Consider the following 16280-nt stretch of genomic DNA (forward strand, 5'->3'; position numbering starts at 1 on the left):
TGCGCTCAATGCGAGAAGAATCCGCCGCGAAGGTCGAGCGTGCCCATAGGCTGTGGCATGCCGGCAAGCGACGGGGCGCCCTCGAATCTTTAAAGACGGCAGTCAGGGCGGAACCCGACGAAGTATCTCTTCGCCGCACGCTTGCGGAGTTCTACCGGGAGTTGGGCTGCCCCGATCAAGCGGGACGATGGGGCGTCTCGATCGAGGGCTGGACGACTCCGCTCGAGAAAGACCGACTGGCCAGGCTTCTCGTTGCTTCAGCTGTGGCCGATGATGATGTCAGGGCTTTTCTTGTGCTGCCGGCGACCACGAATGGTTTCCCGGATCTCGAGCAGGTTTTGGAGGGTCCGATGAACGCCTACCGCGAAAGTCGGGGCTTCGAGGCACTCTCGAGGGCAAGCGAGCGGAGTGACGTTTTCACCGACATGGCCGGAACCGGATGGGTCTTCTTCGCTCTGGTCTCGATACTCGGCGTGCTTGCCGTGTATTTCTCCACTGCCTTCCAGCTTGGCGATCCGCGGGGCCTTGCCCAGATCATCGGTGTGGCATGCGGGACGCTGGCAAGTTTCTCCCTCCTCGCGATGTCGGCTGCGGCCGCGGCCGATCGGAAATGGATCACGACTCTGTGGAGCGGAATCGGAGGCGTGCTTCTCACGGCGACCTGCGTCCTGGGATTCCTCGACCTTGTCACGTCCTGATCTGGTTACCATGGCCTCATGGCGCGCAGCGATGACGAGGCCCGACCGACGGCACAGCCGACCGGTGTGCCGTCGACCGAGCCGGTCCACCCGGCGGTCGAGGTGCTGGTCCCCAACCTGGACCGGGTCTCCGGGTCGACGTTCCGCAGCGGATCGCTGAGCCGGCATCGCGTGAACGTGGCCCTCGGCATTCTCGCCGGTGTCGCCGTGCTCACAACGCTGCTCATCCTGTTCGCCGACGTGATCTTCGCCACGTTCTGGAACTGGTTCGGCATGCTGCTTCTCGCCGTCGCCGTGGTGGCGATCGTCGGTCTCGCGCTGATCATGGCCGACGAGCAACGCGCGCGACGGTCGCACCACGGCGACAGCGAATCGGACTGAACGTCAGTCGAGTTCGATCTCGGTGAGCTCCCCGTCGATTTTGAGTTCGAGGACGGTATCGAGCTGGAGCCGCTTCAGGAACGCGTCGTCGTGACTGACAAGAAGCACGGCACCGCGGTAGCTCAGCAGGGCGTCCACGAGCTGGTCGACGCTCTGGAGGTCAAGGTTGTTCGTCGGCTCGTCGAGCACCAGCAGCTGCGCAGGCGGATCAGCGAAGAGCAGACGCGCAAGTGAGACACGGAACCGTTCGCCACCCGAGAGTGTGTGCACCGGGCGGTGCACGCTGTCGCCCCGAAGCAGGAAGCGAGCGAGTCGATTGCGCAGGATGCCTGGGGCCAGCTCCGGCGCCGCAGCCTGCACGTTCTCGAGAACGCTCGACTGCTCGTCGAGGCCGTCGAGGCGCTGAGGAAGGTAGCCCACCCGGTCGGTGAGCCGCCGTGTTTCCACCGCTCCCTGTCGCGGCATCCGGTCGTGGACGAGGCCTTCGAGCAGGGTCGTCTTGCCGACTCCGTTCGGCCCGACGATCGCGACTCGCTCCGGTCCCTGAAGGATGACGGTGCGGTTGGCGGCCCGCAGTTCGGCGATCATGCGGCCGGGTGCGACATCCGGGTCGGGCAGATCGAGCCTGATCTGGTCGTCGTCACGAACCCGGGACTCGGCCAGAGCCAGCGCGGCCTGTGCGGATCTCACGTCGGCGTCCATTCCTGCGCGGAGCTTTGCCGCGGACACCTGCGCCTCTGACCGGCGATTGTTCATGACGATCTTCGGCGCACGCTTGTTCTCGTAGGCCTTCTGCCCCATCCGCGCCCGCGTCGCGATCTTCGACTCGGCTTCGATCCGCTGGCGCTTCTCGACTCTCACGGACTGCTCGGCGGCTCGCGCCGCACGCTGGGCCGCGCCTTGTTCCTGCTCGAGATGCGCCCGCCATTCGCTGTACGGGCCCCCGAACACCGACAGCTCTCCCCCGTAGAGTTCGGCGGTCTCGTCCATTTGCTCGAGCAGCGACACATCGTGGCTCACCACGATCAGCGTGCCCGACCACGACGAGACCAATCCGGCCAGACGCCCGCGGGCCTCCCGATCAAGGTTGTTCGTCGGCTCGTCGAGCAGGGTGATGGCTGTGCGCCGGAGACGCAGGCCTGCCGTCGCCACGAGCATCACCTCTCCGCCGGAGATCTGGCTCACGCGACGATCGAGGTCGGCGGCCGACAGCCCGATCTCGCGCAGGACGACATCCGCTCGCGTTTCGATGTCCCAGTCGTCGCCGAGCACCTCGAAATGATGCTCGGACACGTCGCCGGATTCGATGGCTCGCAGCGAGGAGAGCTTGCCGCTGATGCCGAGAAGATCGGCGACAGTGGAATCGACGCGCAGGGTGAGCGTCTGGGGCAGGTAGCCGACGTCACCGGCGGTGACGATGCGGCCGGATGTCGGAACGAGCTGCCCGGCGATGAGGCGCAGCAGCGTCGACTTTCCTGACCCGTTGGTACCGACGAGTCCGGTGCGACCGGATCCGAAGCTGCCCGAGATCCCGGACAGGGCCGTTTCGCCGTCGGGCCAGCGGAGACCGAGGTCGGTCAGGGTGACGGATGACTGGGTGTGCGTAAACATAAGACTCCGAAGTATTCAGCGGTCGCGCTGAATACCGGAGCCAGGTGAGGCGAATCGACGGTCGTCAGCGCGCGGGAAGCGGCGCGGAACCGAAGATGTCCACAGCAATCACCTAACGTCGGGAACAAGAAGTAGAAATTGTGACACGGGATGCCGTCGTTCGCAAGCGCAGCGGCGAGCTCCCACTCAGTCGGCCGCATCCGTTTCGGAGACATCCAGCTCAGCGGGGGCGTCATCGACGGGGTCGAGTGGGTGCCGGATCTCGTCCTCCGGGAGCTTGAAGATCAGGATCGTCGCCACCGCAAGGACCACGGGAATCGCACCGGCTGCCACGAAGGCCGGGGCCAGGCCGATCGCCTCACCGACCGGGCCGGCGAGCGCCATCGAGATGGGCATGAGCGCCAGCGACACGAAGAAGTCGAGGCTGGAAACCCGGCCGAGCAGCGCGGGTGGCACCCGCCGCTGCAGCAGTGTGCCCCAGATCACCGTCGCGGCCGAGAACGTGAACCCGACGATGAAGAGCGCGACGACCATGAGCCAGAGCTGCGAGGTGAAGCCGATGATGACAAGAGGGATGCAGCCGGCGCCCCACAGCAGATTCATGATCGTCAGGTATCGCCTCGGCAGCCGCATGGATGCCACGACGAGGGAACCGATCGCGCCACCGATCCCGAAAGCGGCGAGCGCGAGAGCGAACGCTCCGGGACCTCCCCCGGTCTGGTCTCGTACAGCGAACGGCAGGAGAACTTCGATCGGGCCCATGAGCACGAGGATCAGGAGACAGGCGAAGAGCAATGTGCCGAGCAGCCACGGCGTCTTCCACATGTAGACGAACCCCTCGCGGAGGTCGGACCTGAGAGCACGGAGTGGATGCTGCGGCTCTCCGGTGTCACGTCTCACCGGTGTCACGTGGATGAGGAACAGCCCGCAGACCGCCAGGAACTGCGCGCCGGCCACAAGAGCGAACGCGAGCCCGGGCGAGTAGACGGCGATCGCGGCACTCGCCAGCGCCGGCCCGGCCGCCTGCATGATGGTGGGGCGAAGCATCCCCTCGACCCCGTTCGCGGCCAGCAAATCGTCTGCGGGCAGGATCGACGGGAGCAGGGCCGAGTATGCCGGGTAGAAGAACCCGTCGGCCAGCCCGAGGATCAGCGTGATCACGACGAGGTGCCAGAGCTCAAGGGTGCCCGTCAGGGCGAGGACGGCCGCGCTGGCGATCGACACGGTCTTTGTCGCCTCGACGACGACGAGGATGTTGCGCTGCGGCACACGGTCGGCGAGCACACCGCCGAACAGGACTGCGACGAGCATCCCGATCGCGTTCCCGGTCGCGACGATCGACAATTCCGCCGGGCCTCCACCGAGGTCGATGACCTGCCAGACCACGGCGACGATCCACATACCGGCGCCGAGCAGCGACAGCGTCAGTGCGCCGGCGAGCAGGCGGTACTGGCCGAGGCGAAAGGGCTTCAGCGCACGTGGCAGGCGCACCCACGAGACGGGCCGTGAGGGCGTCGCATCCGAATCGATCTCCGGCATTCTTCGATGCTAATGGAGCCCTCAGACATCGGCATCGGGTCGTCACGCAGACGGAGTCGACCGTTATGCCCCCCGCCTCACACCATCGTCAGGACCATCCCCGGGTCGCTCAGGATCGTTCCGACGTCGACGAGGAATCGCGACCCCTGCTCGCCATCCACCAGGCGGTGGTCGAACGACAGGCTGAGTGTCATCACTTCGCGCAACGCGATCTCGCCCTGGTACTCCCACGGCATCCGCCTGACGGCACCCATCGCAAGAATGGCGGCCTCCCCCGGGTTGAGGATCGGCGTGCCCGCATCGACACCGAAGACGCCGACGTTGGTGATCGTGATCGTCCCGCCGGTGAGGCTGCGCGGGCTTGTCGTGCCCGAGCGAGCGTCATCCACCAGCTCGACGAGGGCGTCCGCGAGTTCCACAAGGCTCAGGGTGTCCGCGTCCTTGATGTTCGGCACGATGAGGCCACGGCCTGTGGCTGCTGCGATACCGAGGTTCACGTGACCGTACTGGACGATCTCCTGCGCGTCGTCGTCCCAGTGCGAGTTCACCGACGGCGTCCGAGCCGCAGCGAGCAACACGGCCTTGGCCACGAGGCTCAGCACGGTGATCCGCTTTCCGGCGAAGGCGGACTTCTTCGTGAGCGACCGGACGAGATCCATTCCCGCCGTCACATCGACAGTGAGGAACTCGGTGACGTGCGGCGCAGTGAAGGCCGAACGCACCATCGCCTGTGCGGTCGCCTTGCGCACGCCCTTGATCGGGGTGCGGGTCGCCTCGCGGCTCGCAACGACCTCGGATTGCGTGTCCGCAGGCTGTTCGACGGATGTTGTCGAGCCGGCGGCGGCACGATTGACGTCATCGCGGGTGATGAGTCCGCCCTCCCCTGTGCCGTCGACCCGAGTCAGGTCGATTCCCAGGTCCCGTGCCAGCTTTCGCACCGGAGGCGTTGACCGTGGACGCTCGCGCACGTCCTCGACAACCGGACTCGAGGGGGCAGCGTGAGCCGCAGGCTCCGTGTGGCTGATCGCGGCATCCGCGCTTTGGACGTCCGGGGTCTCGTCAGTCGCGTGCCTGGCATCGGCAGACGCGTCACCAGCCCAGCCGCGCGCCCGACGGACCGGGCGGGCTCCGCCTTCGATCTTGGGACCATACCCGACGAGGACGGCCTGACGTTCAGCGGGTGCCGGTGTCGTGGGCGACAACGCTGCGTCGAGCGTGGCGGGGACACCGTCAGCTGCGGCGTCGGCTGCTGCCTCGGACACCGGCGTGCTCGGCGCGTTCTCCGTCTCGCCGCCGTCGACGTCGAACTCGACGATCGGGTCCCCCACCTGCACAGTGGTGCCCTCGTCGGCGAAGAGGTGCGAGACGACTCCGGCGAACGGCGAGGGCAGCTCCACGAGGGCCTTGGCGGTCTCGACTTCGGCGATGATCTGGTTGAGCGTGACGGTGTCGCCGACGGCGACCTTCCACGCCACGATCTCCGATTCGGTCAGACCCTCGCCGAGGTCGGGGAGGGCGAATTGTTTCGCGCTCATGCGGTCGCCTTCCATCCGGTCAGGGAGTTCCGGCGGCCCATGACCCGGTCGACGGCGTCGAGCAGGCGGTCGAGGTCAGGAAGGAACGCCTCCTCCAGCGCGGCAGGCGGGTACGGGGTGTCGAAGCCGGTGACGCGGGCCGGAGCAGCCTCGAGCCAGTCGAAGCAGCGCTCGGTGACCGCCGCGGCGACTTCTGCGCCGATCCCGCCGGACTGGGCGGCTTCGTGGGTGATGACGAGGCGGCCGGTCTTGCGCACGGACTTCTCCACAGTGGTGAAGTCGATCGGGGAGAGCGAGCGGAGATCGATGACCTCGATGGAGATTCCGTCGTCTGCGGCCGCAGCCGCGGCATCCAGAGCGGTGGGAACGAGTGGTCCGTACGCAGCGAGGGTCACGTCGGTGCCTTCGCGAGCGACACGGGCGCTGCCCATCGGCAGTGCGTTCGCGCCCGGGTCCTCATCCACCTCGCCCTTGAGCCAGTACCGGCGCTTCGGTTCGAAGAACAGGACCGGGTCGTCGCAGGCGATCGCCTGCTGGATCATCGTGTGGGCATCCTGCGGGTTGGAGCAGGAGATCACCCGGAGTCCGGCCGTGTGGGCGAAGTACGCCTCCGGGGATTCGGAGTGGTGCTCCACAGCACCGATTCCGCCGCCGAAGGGCACACGGATGGTGATCGGCATCTTGACCTTGCCGCGGGTGCGATAGTGCAGTTTCGCGACCTGCGCGACGATCTGGTCGAAGCCGGGGTAGATGAAACCGTCGAACTGGATCTCGCAGACCGGCCGGTAGCCACGGAAGGCGAGGCCGACCGCCGTGCCGATGATGCCGGCTTCGGCGAGGGGCGCGTCGATGACTCGACGTGGCCCGAACTCTTCCTGGAGCTTGTCGGTGACGCGGAACACACCGCCGAGCTTGCCGATGTCCTCGCCGATGAGCACGACTTTGTCGTCGTCGGCCAGGGCACGCCGCAGCCCGGAGTTGAGGGCGCCTCCCAGAGACATCACGGTCATGATGCGTTCCCTTCGAACGACGCGAGGTAGGCCGCGTACTGGCTCTTCTGGCGCTCGAGACCGGAGTGCGGCTCGGTGTAGACGTCGTCGAACACGATCATGGGGTCGACTTCCTTGTCGAGGGCGATGCAGGCTGCACGCATGTCGCGGGCGACGGCATCCGCTTTGTCCTGCACCCGCTTGGTGACCTCATCGGTGAGCACGCCACGGCTCTCGAGCAGCCGGCCGAGCCGGGCGATCGGGTCCTTGCGGCCCCACTCCTCAAGGTCGGCGGCCGGGCGGTAGCGCTTGGGGTCGTCCGAGGTGGTGTGCGGGCCCATGCGGTAGGTGACGGCCTCGATGAAGGTCGGTCCTCCCCCGCGGCGCGCGCGGTCGAGTGCGACCCGCGTCGCAGCCATGACCGCGAGGACGTCGTTGCCGTCGACGCGGATGCTCGGGATGCCGAAACCGGGAGCACGGTCGGAGATGTGCCGCTGCGCCTGGAGCGTGACCGGCTCCGAGATCGCCCACTGGTTGTTCTGGCAGAAGAAGATCACGGGCGCCTGGAAGCTCGAGGCGAAGATCATCGCCTCGTTGACATCACCCTGGCTGGTGGCGCCGTCACCGAAGTAGGCGATGGAGACCGAGTCGACGCCGTCGTGCTTGCAACCGAGGGCGTAGCCGGTGGCGTGGAGGCTCTGCGCCCCGATGATGACGGCGGGGGTTGCCATGCCGATGGCGTAGGGGTCCCAGCCGGATGAGGCGATGCCCCTCCAGACCTTGAGCATGTCGCCGAGGTCGACGCCGCGCGTGTATGCGACACCGTTCTCGCGGTAGCTGGAGAACACGAAGTCGTCGCTGCGGAGGGCACGGCCCGATCCGATCTGAGCGGCCTCCTGGCCGAGCAGCGGTGCCCACAGGGCGAGTTCACCCTGGCGCTGCAGGGCTGTCGCTTCGGTGTCGATGCGACGGATGACGGTCATGTCCTCGTAGAGGTCGATGAGCTGGTCATCGGAGACGTCGGCCACCCACGGGTCGAAGCCGGGGCTCGCGGTGCGATCGCCCTCAGGGCAGATCAACTGGACAATGTCTTCAAGCTGGCCTGGGTGCAGATCCGGGTCGGATGCGTTGGTCAGCGAGGCGGTTCGAGTGTCTTCGTGGGTTGTGGACACAATTACACGCAACTTTCTCTCGTGCACTGCGGGCGGCTGGATCGCAGCAGCCCACAGCATCTGGCGCCGTTGCCAGAAGTACTTCCGAAGGTACGCCGGATACCCAATGCGCACAACCATCCTCACGAGGACTGCACATTCTGCTCTATCCAGAGGGATTCCGGCCTGCTAAGGTCGGGCACTATGCACAAGCTCGATCGCACCGACACGCGCCTCCTCCTTGCGCTGACCGAGGACCCCCGCTCGACCATCGTCGCCCTCGCCGAAAAGCTCGGGCTCTCGCGCAACACCGTGCAGGCCCGGATGACCGCGCTCGACGCCTCGACGGTGCTGCATCCGTTCGACCGGCGGATCAATCCGGTCGCCCTCGGCTACCCGCTGACCGCGTTCATCTCGGTGCATCTGCAGCAGCACAAACTCGGTGCGATCGTCGACGAACTGAGCTCGATTCCTGAGATCGTGCAGGCGCACGGGCTCAGCGGGACGAGCGATCTTCTCATCCGGGTGGTGTGCACGGATGCCGACGACCTGTTCAGGATCACCGGGCTCATCCTCGAGTGCGACGGTGTGGAACGGGCGGAGACCTCGCTCGCGATGGGCGAGCTGATCCCGTTTCGGGCACGCCCGCTGCTCGAGCGTGGCCAGGACGTCTGACGCCCCGACCCCGATGCACGACCGACTTGCCACAAATGGTCCTCCGCCGACGTCGTAAGGGACGCACTGTGGCAACTCGAGGCCACTAACGGCGGTTCGTGGCGACTCGACGGTCACGCGCACCACTGACGGCCCCGCATTAACGACGGATGCCCCGCCTCGATTTCTCGAGGCGGGGCATCCGTTGTCAGCGTGGGTGTTTAGCCCTCAGCGGGCGCGTCAGCGTGCACGCGCTCGGACTCGCGACCGTTGGTGTCAGCCGACTCAGCGATGACAGGCTCGAGCGAGAGCTTGCCACGGTCGTCGATCTTCGTGATCTGCACGAGGATCTTCTGGCCGACGCCGAGCACGTCTTCGACGTTCTCGACACGCTTGCCACCGGCGAGCTTGCGCACCTCGGAGATGTGCAGCAGGCCGTCCTTGCCCGGGAGCAGCGAGATGAAGGCGCCGAATGTGGCGATCTTCACGACAGTTCCGAGGAACTGCTCGCCGACCTCAGGGTTGGTCGGATTGGCGATCGCGTTGACCTGGGCGCGAGCGGCCTCGGCCGAAGGACCATCGACGGCGCCGATGTACACGGTGCCGTCTTCTTCGATCGAGATGTCTGCGCCGGTCTCGTCCTGGATGGCGTTGATCGTCTTGCCCTTGGGGCCGATCAGCTCGCCGATCTTGTCGACGGGGATGTTGACGCTGATCACGCGAGGCGCGGTCGGTGCCATTTCATCCGGAGCGTCGATCGCGGCGTTCAGGACGGAGAGGATCGTGGTGCGAGCCTCCTTGGCCTGGGTCAGCGCGGCCTTCAGCACGGAGGCGGGGATGCCGTCGAGCTTCGTGTCGAGCTGGATCGCGGTGACGAACTCAGAGGTACCTGCAACCTTGAAGTCCATGTCGCCGAGTGCGTCTTCCGCACCGAGGATGTCGGTCAGCGCCGCGTAGCGGGTCTGGCCGTCGACCTCATCGGAGACGAGGCCCATGGCGATGCCGGCGACCGGGGCGCGCAGCGGCACACCGGCGTTGAGCAGCGACAGGGTCGAAGCACAGACAGAACCCATCGACGTCGAACCGTTGGAACCGAGAGCCTCGGACACCTGGCGGATGGCGTAGGGGAATTCCTCGCGGCTCGGCAGAACCGGGACGAGGGCGCGCTCGGCCAGGAAGCCGTGCCCGATCTCGCGACGCTTCGGCGAACCGACGCGTCCGGTCTCACCGGTGGAGTACGGCGGGAAGTTGTAGTGGTGCAGGTAACGCTTCTTCGTGATCGGGCTCAGCGAGTCGATCTGCTGCTCCATCTTGAGCATGTTCAGCGTGGTGACACCCAGGATCTGGGTCTCTCCGCGCTGGAAGATCGCCGAACCGTGCACGCGAGGAATGACCTGAACTTCGGCGTCGAGCGGACGGATGTCCGCAAGGCCGCGGCCGTCCATGCGGACGCCCTCGGTGAGGATGCGGTCGCGCACGATCTTCTTCGTGACCGACTTGTACGCGGCAGACACCTGGTTGTTGGCGTCAGCGGACAGTTCGCCCGCTTCGACCTTCTCAGCGATCGCGGTCTTGACGCGGTCCTTGAGCTCGTCGTCGGCGTTCTGGCGCTCGATCTTGTCGGCGATCTGGTAGATCGAGGCGAGCTCGGTCTTGGCCAGCTCGGAGACAGCGGCGAAGGTCTCGTCCGTGTACGGAAGGAAGACCGGGTAGTCGCGAACTTCCTTGGCCGACTGGGCAGCGAGCTCGGACTGAGCCTTGACCAGCTGGAGGAGGAACGGCTTCGCAGCGTCGAGGCCCTCGGCGACGACATCTTCGTTCGGCTTGACGGCGCCGCCCTGGATGAGGTTCCACGCACCTTCGGTGGCTTCGGCCTCGACCATCATGATGGCGATGTCTTCGTTGCCGTTCTCGTCGGTGACGAGGCGGCCGGCGACCGTGAGGTCGAAGACGGCGTCAGCAAGCTGTGATGCCTTCGGGAATGCAACCCACTGGCCGTTGATGAGCGCGAGGCGGATGCCGGCGATCGGACCCGAGAACGGAAGTCCCGAGATCTGCGTCGACATGGATGCCGCGTTGATGGCGAGAGCGTCGTAGAACTCGTCAGGAGCGATGCTCAGGACGGTGATGACGATCTGAACCTCGTTGCGCAGGCCGGTCACGAATGACGGGCGCAGCGGGCGGTCGATCAGACGGCAGACGAGGATGGCCTCGGTCGACGGACGGCCTTCGCGGCGGAAGAACGATCCGGGGATCTTGCCTGCAGCGTAGCTGCGCTCCTCGACGTCCACCGTGAGGGGGAAGAAGTCGAACTGGTCTTTCGGGTGCTTGCCGGCGCTCGTGGCCGACAGCAGCATGGTTTCTTCATCGAGGTAGGCAGCGATGGCACCCTGTGCCTGCTGTGCGAGGCGGCCGGCTTCGAACCGGACCGTGCGCTTGCCGAACTTGCCGTTGTCGAGGACTGCCTCGGCGAACTTGATTTCTGGACCTTCCATAGGTCTCTCCTTACGTTTAGCGCTGCCCCGTGTGGGCGCACGCTCTGCGAGGAGCAGGAACAGGCAGTAAATTCTCAGACCGATTCGGTCTGGCTGATCTCCAGTAGAAAACCGCTCTGAACGCCGGATGCCTGTGCACCGCGAGGGGGAACGCCGGGGTGCCGACGCGAGAGAAATTCACCACCGAGGACCAGCTTCCTGCCGGCCTGCTCCGTTGATGTGGACTCGATATTGCTATCGAACCCAGTAAAGCCTAGCAGAGCGGGCGTTTTTGAGCCTGTGAAGGCACCCGTTCCGCGTGTCCATCGGGTGAACGGATGCCGCTACCCGGCGGCATCCTTCACCCCGCGTCTGAGGAGCCAGCTCGCCGTGAGCACGACGGCGGCGATGGCCGCTCCGAGGAGGGTGTCGAGAATGCGCTCCCCCACCACGTCGAGCGGGTCGACGTTGGCGGCCGCGGTGCCGATCGTCAGGGCGAGGGGCGTGATGAGCACGAGCGCGAGCGCGTAGTGGCGGGTGACCACGATCTCGATCACGAGCTGCATCGTGCCGAGCACCAGACCGAGCACCACTCCGGCGGGCGACCACCACGACAACAGCAAGAAGGCCAGGCAGCCGACCAGCGATCCGAGCACCCGGTGGACCCCCCGGATGACCGGCGCACGCAGACTGTGCCCGACGCTGAGGATGGCGAGCGCCGACGCCGTGATCCAGTACCCGTGGTGTGCGCCGAACAGGGCGCCGACAGCGACGGAGAGGATGAGTGCCGCCGACATCCTGGCGATGACCACGCGGGACACTGTGTCGAAGCGCAGTCCGGGAAAGAGCGTCCTGAGCGGCGTTGCCTGCCCATGCCGGCGTCGGACACTCGGAACGACGAGCGGTGCGATCACGAGGAGATAGGCCAGCGTCGTCCCGCCCGCGACGAGGGCAACGAGGGTGAGCCGGTCGAGTCCGGCACCGCCGAACGCAGCCGGCCCGGTGATCAGACCCGCGGCACCGTAGACGAGCGTGAACATCATCGGACCTGGCGGCCCCAGGCGGAAACCCTGCGCGAGGACGATGGCGACCAGGCCGACCACGATGAGCCCGAGCGCCAGGGTCACTGGCGAGAACGACAGCGCAGCGCCCGCTGCGGCGCTGACCACGAACCCCGCACCGACCAGCGGAAGGACCCTGATCCGGTCGGTTCGGCTGAGCGCTCCGCAGTAGAGCGCCGTGAATGCGCCCATCGACGCCTGGAGCCCCAGCCCGGTGTCGCCGAGAAGGGTGAAGACGATGACCGGGATGGCCATGGCCAGGCCGGCCTGGACGCCCATCGGCCAGCGCCGTGCAGAGGGTGCGAAGGAGACGAGGCTGCGAGTCAGGCCCCGGTCATCCATGCGCTTCCCCTCCAGGAGTCTCCGGCATCCAGCCTAACCGCGGCGCAGGGAGCTCAGTCGTTCGCGCGTGACCTGGACCACCAGGCCCATGCGGCCACGATGAGCACGAGCGCGACTCCGGCGATCAGCACGAACTTGATCACGGCACCGAGGAAAGCGAGCGCGATGTTCACGATCCAGGAGGCAGCGATCACGGCGAGGATCACGACAACGATGCCGATGATCAGGGTTTTCGTCGAAGACTTCATTGCTCCAGTTGAGCACATGTCTGGCACGGTCGCTGACACGACGAAGCCGCCCCAGTGGTCACTGGAGCGGCTTCGTGGATCGTCTGGCCGGCTAGCTCGGCTGGAAACCGCCGACCGGGCTCAACGCCGCGTCGAAGCCGAACGGGTCGCGCACCTGGCTGGATCGGTCAGAAGCGATCATCAGTGGCACGAGTTCGCCTGCGGCCCGGTCGATCCGGTCGGGAAGCGTCTTGATCCTGTCCGCTCCGCTTCCCCAGTCCTCGGATGCCGCGAAGACGCTCGTCGGGGCGACCACCGCGTGCAGGTAGGTGAACATCGGGCGAATCGCATAGTCCAGGGCCAGCGAATGACGCGCGGTGCCTGCCGTCGCACCGATGAGAACAGGCATGTCGGTCAGCGAACGGTTGTCGAGGATGTCGAAGAACGACTTGAACAGTCCGCTGTAGCTCGTGGTGAAGATCGGAGTGACGGCGATGAGTCCGTCCGCACCGGTCACCGCGTCGATGACCGCCTCGAGCTTCGGACTGGCGAAACCAGTCAGCATGTTGTTCATGATGTCCTGGGCGACATCCCGCAGTTCCACCGTGGTCACCTCGACCTCGACACCCTGCTCCTCCAGCCTGGCGACTGTCGCGTCTGCGAGCCGGTCGCCGAGCATCCGGGTGGATGACGGCTGGCTGAGTCCGGCGGAGACGACGGCGAGCTTGCGTGTGGTCATTACTTCACCTCTGATTCGACGAGTGCTTCTGCCGGGGCCGTCGCGGCGACGGCCTTGAGAGACTGGTGGGTGGGGGCGTCTGGCACATCTGCCGGGCGGTTCTTCGCGAACTCACGGCGCAGCACGGGGACGACTTCTCCTCCGAGCAGGTCGAGCTGCTCGAGAACGGTCTTGACGGGCAGGCCGGCGTGGTCCATCAGGAACAACTGACGCTGGTAGTCGCCGACGTAGTCGCGGAAACCGAGGGTCTTGTCGATGACTTCCTGCGGGCTGCCGACGGTGAGCGGAGTCTGGGACGTGAAGTCCTCGAGGCTCGGACCGTGGCCGTACACAGGTGCGTTGTCGAAGTAGGGGCGGAACTCCCGAACGGCATCCTGCGAGTTCTTGCGCATGAAGACCTGTCCGCCGAGTCCGACGATGGCCTGGTCGGCGCGACCGTGCCCGTAGTGCTCGAAACGCTGGCGGTAGAACGCCACCATCTTCTGCGTGTGGGATGCCGGCCAGAAGATGTGGTTGGAGAAGAAGCCGTCGCCGTAGAACGCGGCCTGTTCGGCAATCTCGGGGCTGCGGATCGAGCCATGCCAGACGAAGGGGGCGACACCGTCGAGCGGACGGGGTGTCGAGGTGAAGCCCTGCAGCGGCGTGCGGAACTCGCCTTCCCAGTCGACGACGTCTTCACGCCAGAGCCGGCGGAGGAGGGCGTACTTCTCGAGCGCGAGCGGGATACCCTGGCGGATGTCCTCTCCGAACCACGGGTAGACCGGGCCGGTGTTTCCCCGGCCGAGGGTGAGGTCCATGCGACCACCAGACAGGTGCTGCAGCATGGCGTATTCCTCGGCGATGCGCACGGGGTCGTTCGTGGTGATCAGCGTCGTTGCGGTCGACAGGATGATCTTCGACGTCTTCGCGGCGAGGTAGCTGTTGATCGCGACAGGGCTGGAGGGGAAGAACGGCGGGTTGTGGTGCTCGCCCATTGCGAACACGTCGAGTCCCACATCCTCCGCGTGCTGTGCGATGGTCAGGATGTCCTGCAGGCGCGACGCGTCGGTAGGAGTGTGACCGGTGGTGGGGTCGGTGGTGATGTCCCCGACGCTGAAGATTCCGAACTGCATGATCGCCTTCCAGCAGAGTTTTCATATCCATTCATGTGAATGGATATCTGGTGCAACGGGGGTCGTGCCTGATCTATTCCACACGCACAGCAAATGTTCGCAGAATAGGCTGGTGTCCGCACCACCGGCCACGAGGGAGCATGAATGAGCGCTGAACTGCAGGGACACCACACGGGGTCGATCCCGAAACCGAGGGTCCCGTTCTGGGACAACGCGCGTTTCGCCTGCATCGTGCTCGTCGTCATGGGCCACGGCATCCAGCGCATCACCTACGACTCGGATGCCGCCCTGGTCGTCTACCTGTGGATCTACGCCTTCCACATGCCAGCGTTCGCGATCGTCAGCGGGTACTTCACGAAGAGCGCCCCACCCGGCATCCGCCAGATGAAGCGTGTGATCACGGACATCATCCTCCCCTACGTGATCATGGAGTCCATCTGGACTCTCGTCCAGTTCCTCGTCGAAGGGAAACGGGAACTCAACCCGACCCAGCCGAGCTGGACACTGTGGTTCCTGCTGGCGCTCGGCATCTTCCGGCTGGTTCTGCCCTACCTGGCCCTGCTGCGGTGGCCGCTGGCCTGGGCACTCGTCATCTCCGTCGGTGTCGGATACCTCAACAACGTCGACAGCACCTTCTCCCTGGCCCGCACCCTCGGCATCCTGCCGTATTTCGTTCTGGGCTGGCAGTTGCACCGCTGGAAGATCATCGACAAGTGGCGCGTGGCCGAACGGCAGACCTGGCTGATCCGGGGTGCTGCGATCCTGTTCATGCTCGCCTGGGCAGCCGTCCTGGTGGTGTTCGTCGACCTCTGGCGCAAGATCGACCTGCGCTACTGGTTCTTCTACGACCAGTCCTATTCCGGGCTCGGTGGGGACCAGTTGTGGTCCGGCGGCGTTCGGCTCGCCCTCATCGTTCTCGCCGTCCTGCTCAGTGCCGCGTTCTTCGTGCTTCTGCCCCGTCGGCAGACCTGGATGACGACCTTGGGGCAGTACACGATGTACGTGTACCTGCTGCACAGTTTCGTGCTCTATCCACTTCGCGAGACCGGTGTTCTCCGCGGAGAGGAGTACCCCGAGATCTGGCTCATCGGAATGCTGATCTTCGCCGTCGTCATTTCGGTCGTGCTGTCAAGTCGTCCGGTGCGCAGGCTGTTCCGGCCGCTCGTCGAGCCGAAGCCGAAATGGATCTTCGCCGATCACAAGGACGCACCCCCAGGGCCATCCAGGCGAGACCCCACTGGCGCGCAACGAGACCGCGCGCCCGAGCGGCCTGTGCCGCCCGCTCCCCCGTCGTACCGCTAGGGCTCAGCGGGTTGCGCCGACCGGGCGCCGGGCCGCGGCTGCCATTCGGATCGAGCGCGCCTTGCGGGCGGTAAGCGCGAGGCCGATGAGCACTCCGAGTACCGCTCCGCAGGTGTTGGCGACGATGTCTCGTGGGTCGGACACCCGCGTAGGGATGAAGACCTGGGCCAGCTCGATTGCGACCGTGAGCCCGAAGCCGAGTGCCATCGCCAGCCACCACAGGCGTCGGCCGAGAAGCAGGAGCAGGAACAGCCCGATCGGAAAGAACATCGCGATGTTGGCGGCGAACTCGAGGTTGTTGTAGCTGATCCAGGCCGTCGCCGAATGGCTGTCGAAGAACTCCAGAGCGCGGAAGATGAAGCCGTTCGAGTCCTCGTCGATGGGCTGGGGGCCGAGCGTGACCCAGCCGACGAACGCCAGGTACACAAGGGTGAAGAGGCTGAGTACCGGGTGCCGATGGAACAT

At 65.9% G+C, this 16280-nt stretch carries 15 protein-coding genes; 4 read left to right on the forward strand and 11 right to left on the reverse strand.

The window, feature by feature from the left end; translation table 11 throughout:
- The first annotated feature begins 8 nt into the window (after positions 1 to 8).
- Together AC1M0F_RS06710 and AC1M0F_RS06715 are read left to right on the forward strand one after the other, a co-directional pair.
- Positions 9 to 698: a DUF6584 family protein gene (locus AC1M0F_RS06710; protein WP_480237449.1), complete on the forward strand. Its 690-nt coding sequence runs from the start codon at positions 9 to 11 to the stop codon at positions 696 to 698.
- A gap of 18 nt (positions 699 to 716) precedes the next feature.
- Positions 717 to 1079 (forward strand): hypothetical protein, encoded by a 363-nt coding sequence (locus tag AC1M0F_RS06715; RefSeq protein WP_480237450.1) that lies wholly within the window; start codon positions 717 to 719, stop codon positions 1077 to 1079.
- 3 nt (positions 1080 to 1082) lie between these two features.
- On the opposite strand, the gene AC1M0F_RS06720 is transcribed toward AC1M0F_RS06715, so the two are convergent.
- The 5 genes from AC1M0F_RS06720 to pdhA all read right to left on the reverse strand — a co-directional run bounded on the left by AC1M0F_RS06720 (position 1083) and on the right by pdhA (position 7925).
- The gene (locus AC1M0F_RS06720; protein ID WP_480237451.1) at positions 1083 to 2690 is read right to left on the reverse strand and encodes an ABC-F family ATP-binding cassette domain-containing protein; all 1608 of its coding nucleotides are present in this window, start codon (positions 2688 to 2690) and stop codon (positions 1083 to 1085) included.
- 186 nt (positions 2691 to 2876) lie between these two features.
- The gene (locus AC1M0F_RS06725) at positions 2877 to 4229 is read right to left on the reverse strand and encodes an MFS transporter (protein WP_480237452.1); all 1353 of its coding nucleotides are present in this window, start codon (positions 4227 to 4229) and stop codon (positions 2877 to 2879) included.
- A gap of 77 nt (positions 4230 to 4306) precedes the next feature.
- Positions 4307 to 5764, reverse strand: coding sequence for a dihydrolipoamide acetyltransferase family protein (locus tag AC1M0F_RS06730; RefSeq protein WP_480237453.1), 1458 nt, complete (start codon positions 5762 to 5764; stop codon positions 4307 to 4309).
- The gene (locus AC1M0F_RS06735; protein WP_480237454.1) at positions 5761 to 6774 is read right to left on the reverse strand and encodes an alpha-ketoacid dehydrogenase subunit beta; all 1014 of its coding nucleotides are present in this window, start codon (positions 6772 to 6774) and stop codon (positions 5761 to 5763) included. The genes AC1M0F_RS06730 and AC1M0F_RS06735 overlap by 4 nt, the downstream gene beginning before the upstream one ends.
- A complete protein-coding gene (gene pdhA, locus AC1M0F_RS06740) occupies positions 6771 to 7925 on the reverse strand; it encodes a pyruvate dehydrogenase (acetyl-transferring) E1 component subunit alpha (RefSeq protein ID WP_480237455.1) in 1155 nt (384 codons plus the stop codon). The genes AC1M0F_RS06735 and pdhA overlap by 4 nt, the downstream gene beginning before the upstream one ends.
- Positions 7926 to 8108: 183 nt before the next feature.
- On the opposite strand from pdhA, the gene AC1M0F_RS06745 reads away from it, so the two are divergent.
- Positions 8109 to 8579 (forward strand): Lrp/AsnC family transcriptional regulator, encoded by a 471-nt coding sequence (locus AC1M0F_RS06745; RefSeq protein WP_480237456.1) that lies wholly within the window; start codon positions 8109 to 8111, stop codon positions 8577 to 8579.
- A 200-nt stretch (positions 8580 to 8779) separates the two neighbouring features.
- Here AC1M0F_RS06745 and AC1M0F_RS06750 read toward each other — a convergent pair whose 3' ends face one another.
- The 5 genes from AC1M0F_RS06750 to AC1M0F_RS06770 form a co-directional block, all read right to left on the reverse strand.
- A complete protein-coding gene (locus AC1M0F_RS06750) occupies positions 8780 to 11053 on the reverse strand; it encodes a polyribonucleotide nucleotidyltransferase (RefSeq protein WP_480237457.1) in 2274 nt (757 codons plus the stop codon).
- Positions 11054 to 11376: 323 nt separating this feature from the next.
- The gene (locus tag AC1M0F_RS06755; protein WP_480237458.1) at positions 11377 to 12435 is read right to left on the reverse strand and encodes an FUSC family protein; all 1059 of its coding nucleotides are present in this window, start codon (positions 12433 to 12435) and stop codon (positions 11377 to 11379) included.
- Between the two features lie 53 nt (positions 12436 to 12488).
- Positions 12489 to 12683, reverse strand: coding sequence for a hypothetical protein (locus AC1M0F_RS06760; RefSeq protein WP_480237459.1), 195 nt, complete (start codon positions 12681 to 12683; stop codon positions 12489 to 12491).
- A 91-nt stretch (positions 12684 to 12774) separates the two neighbouring features.
- Positions 12775 to 13401, reverse strand: coding sequence for an FMN reductase (locus AC1M0F_RS06765; protein WP_480237460.1), 627 nt, complete (start codon positions 13399 to 13401; stop codon positions 12775 to 12777).
- Complete coding sequence (locus AC1M0F_RS06770) at positions 13401 to 14513, reverse strand: LLM class flavin-dependent oxidoreductase (protein ID WP_480237461.1); 1113 nt, start codon at positions 14511 to 14513, stop codon at positions 13401 to 13403. The genes AC1M0F_RS06765 and AC1M0F_RS06770 overlap by 1 nt, the downstream gene beginning before the upstream one ends.
- Positions 14514 to 14657: 144 nt before the next feature.
- Here AC1M0F_RS06770 and AC1M0F_RS06775 point away from each other — a divergent pair, with 144 nt between their 5' ends.
- Positions 14658 to 15815 carry an acyltransferase family protein gene (locus AC1M0F_RS06775; RefSeq protein ID WP_480237462.1) on the forward strand — a complete coding sequence of 386 codons (1158 nt, stop codon included), beginning with the start codon at positions 14658 to 14660 and terminating at the stop codon, positions 15813 to 15815.
- A 3-nt stretch (positions 15816 to 15818) separates the two neighbouring features.
- Here the strand turns inward: AC1M0F_RS06775 and AC1M0F_RS06780 are convergent, their stop codons facing one another.
- Positions 15819 to 16280 carry a VanZ family protein gene (locus AC1M0F_RS06780; RefSeq protein ID WP_480237463.1) on the reverse strand — a complete coding sequence of 154 codons (462 nt, stop codon included), beginning with the start codon at positions 16278 to 16280 and terminating at the stop codon, positions 15819 to 15821.

This window comes from Mycetocola sp. Y719, from assembly GCF_056713205.1.

What these genes read in the sequence shown, in the direction of transcription:
- AC1M0F_RS06735 (WP_480237454.1), bottom strand. Translation starts at nt 6,774, where the DNA reads ATGACCGTGATGTCTCTGGGAGGCGCCCTCAACTCCGGGCTGCGGCGT.
- AC1M0F_RS06780 (WP_480237463.1), bottom strand. Translation starts at nt 16,280, where the DNA reads ATGTTCCATCGGCACCCGGTACTCAGCCTCTTCACCCTTGTGTACCTG.
- AC1M0F_RS06775 (WP_480237462.1), top strand. Translation starts at nt 14,658, where the DNA reads ATGAGCGCTGAACTGCAGGGACACCACACGGGGTCGATCCCGAAACCG.
- AC1M0F_RS06760 (WP_480237459.1), bottom strand. Translation starts at nt 12,683, where the DNA reads ATGAAGTCTTCGACGAAAACCCTGATCATCGGCATCGTTGTCGTGATC.
- AC1M0F_RS06750 (WP_480237457.1), bottom strand. Translation starts at nt 11,053, where the DNA reads ATGGAAGGTCCAGAAATCAAGTTCGCCGAGGCAGTCCTCGACAACGGC.
- AC1M0F_RS06725 (WP_480237452.1), bottom strand. Translation starts at nt 4,229, where the DNA reads ATGCCGGAGATCGATTCGGATGCGACGCCCTCACGGCCCGTCTCGTGG.
- AC1M0F_RS06755 (WP_480237458.1), bottom strand. Translation starts at nt 12,435, where the DNA reads ATGGATGACCGGGGCCTGACTCGCAGCCTCGTCTCCTTCGCACCCTCT.
- AC1M0F_RS06720 (WP_480237451.1), bottom strand. Translation starts at nt 2,690, where the DNA reads ATGTTTACGCACACCCAGTCATCCGTCACCCTGACCGACCTCGGTCTC.
- AC1M0F_RS06745 (WP_480237456.1), top strand. Translation starts at nt 8,109, where the DNA reads ATGCACAAGCTCGATCGCACCGACACGCGCCTCCTCCTTGCGCTGACC.
- AC1M0F_RS06715 (WP_480237450.1), top strand. Translation starts at nt 717, where the DNA reads ATGGCGCGCAGCGATGACGAGGCCCGACCGACGGCACAGCCGACCGGT.
- AC1M0F_RS06765 (WP_480237460.1), bottom strand. Translation starts at nt 13,401, where the DNA reads ATGACCACACGCAAGCTCGCCGTCGTCTCCGCCGGACTCAGCCAGCCG.
- AC1M0F_RS06710 (WP_480237449.1), top strand. Translation starts at nt 9, where the DNA reads ATGCGAGAAGAATCCGCCGCGAAGGTCGAGCGTGCCCATAGGCTGTGG.
- AC1M0F_RS06730 (WP_480237453.1), bottom strand. Translation starts at nt 5,764, where the DNA reads ATGAGCGCGAAACAATTCGCCCTCCCCGACCTCGGCGAGGGTCTGACC.
- AC1M0F_RS06770 (WP_480237461.1), bottom strand. Translation starts at nt 14,513, where the DNA reads ATGCAGTTCGGAATCTTCAGCGTCGGGGACATCACCACCGACCCCACC.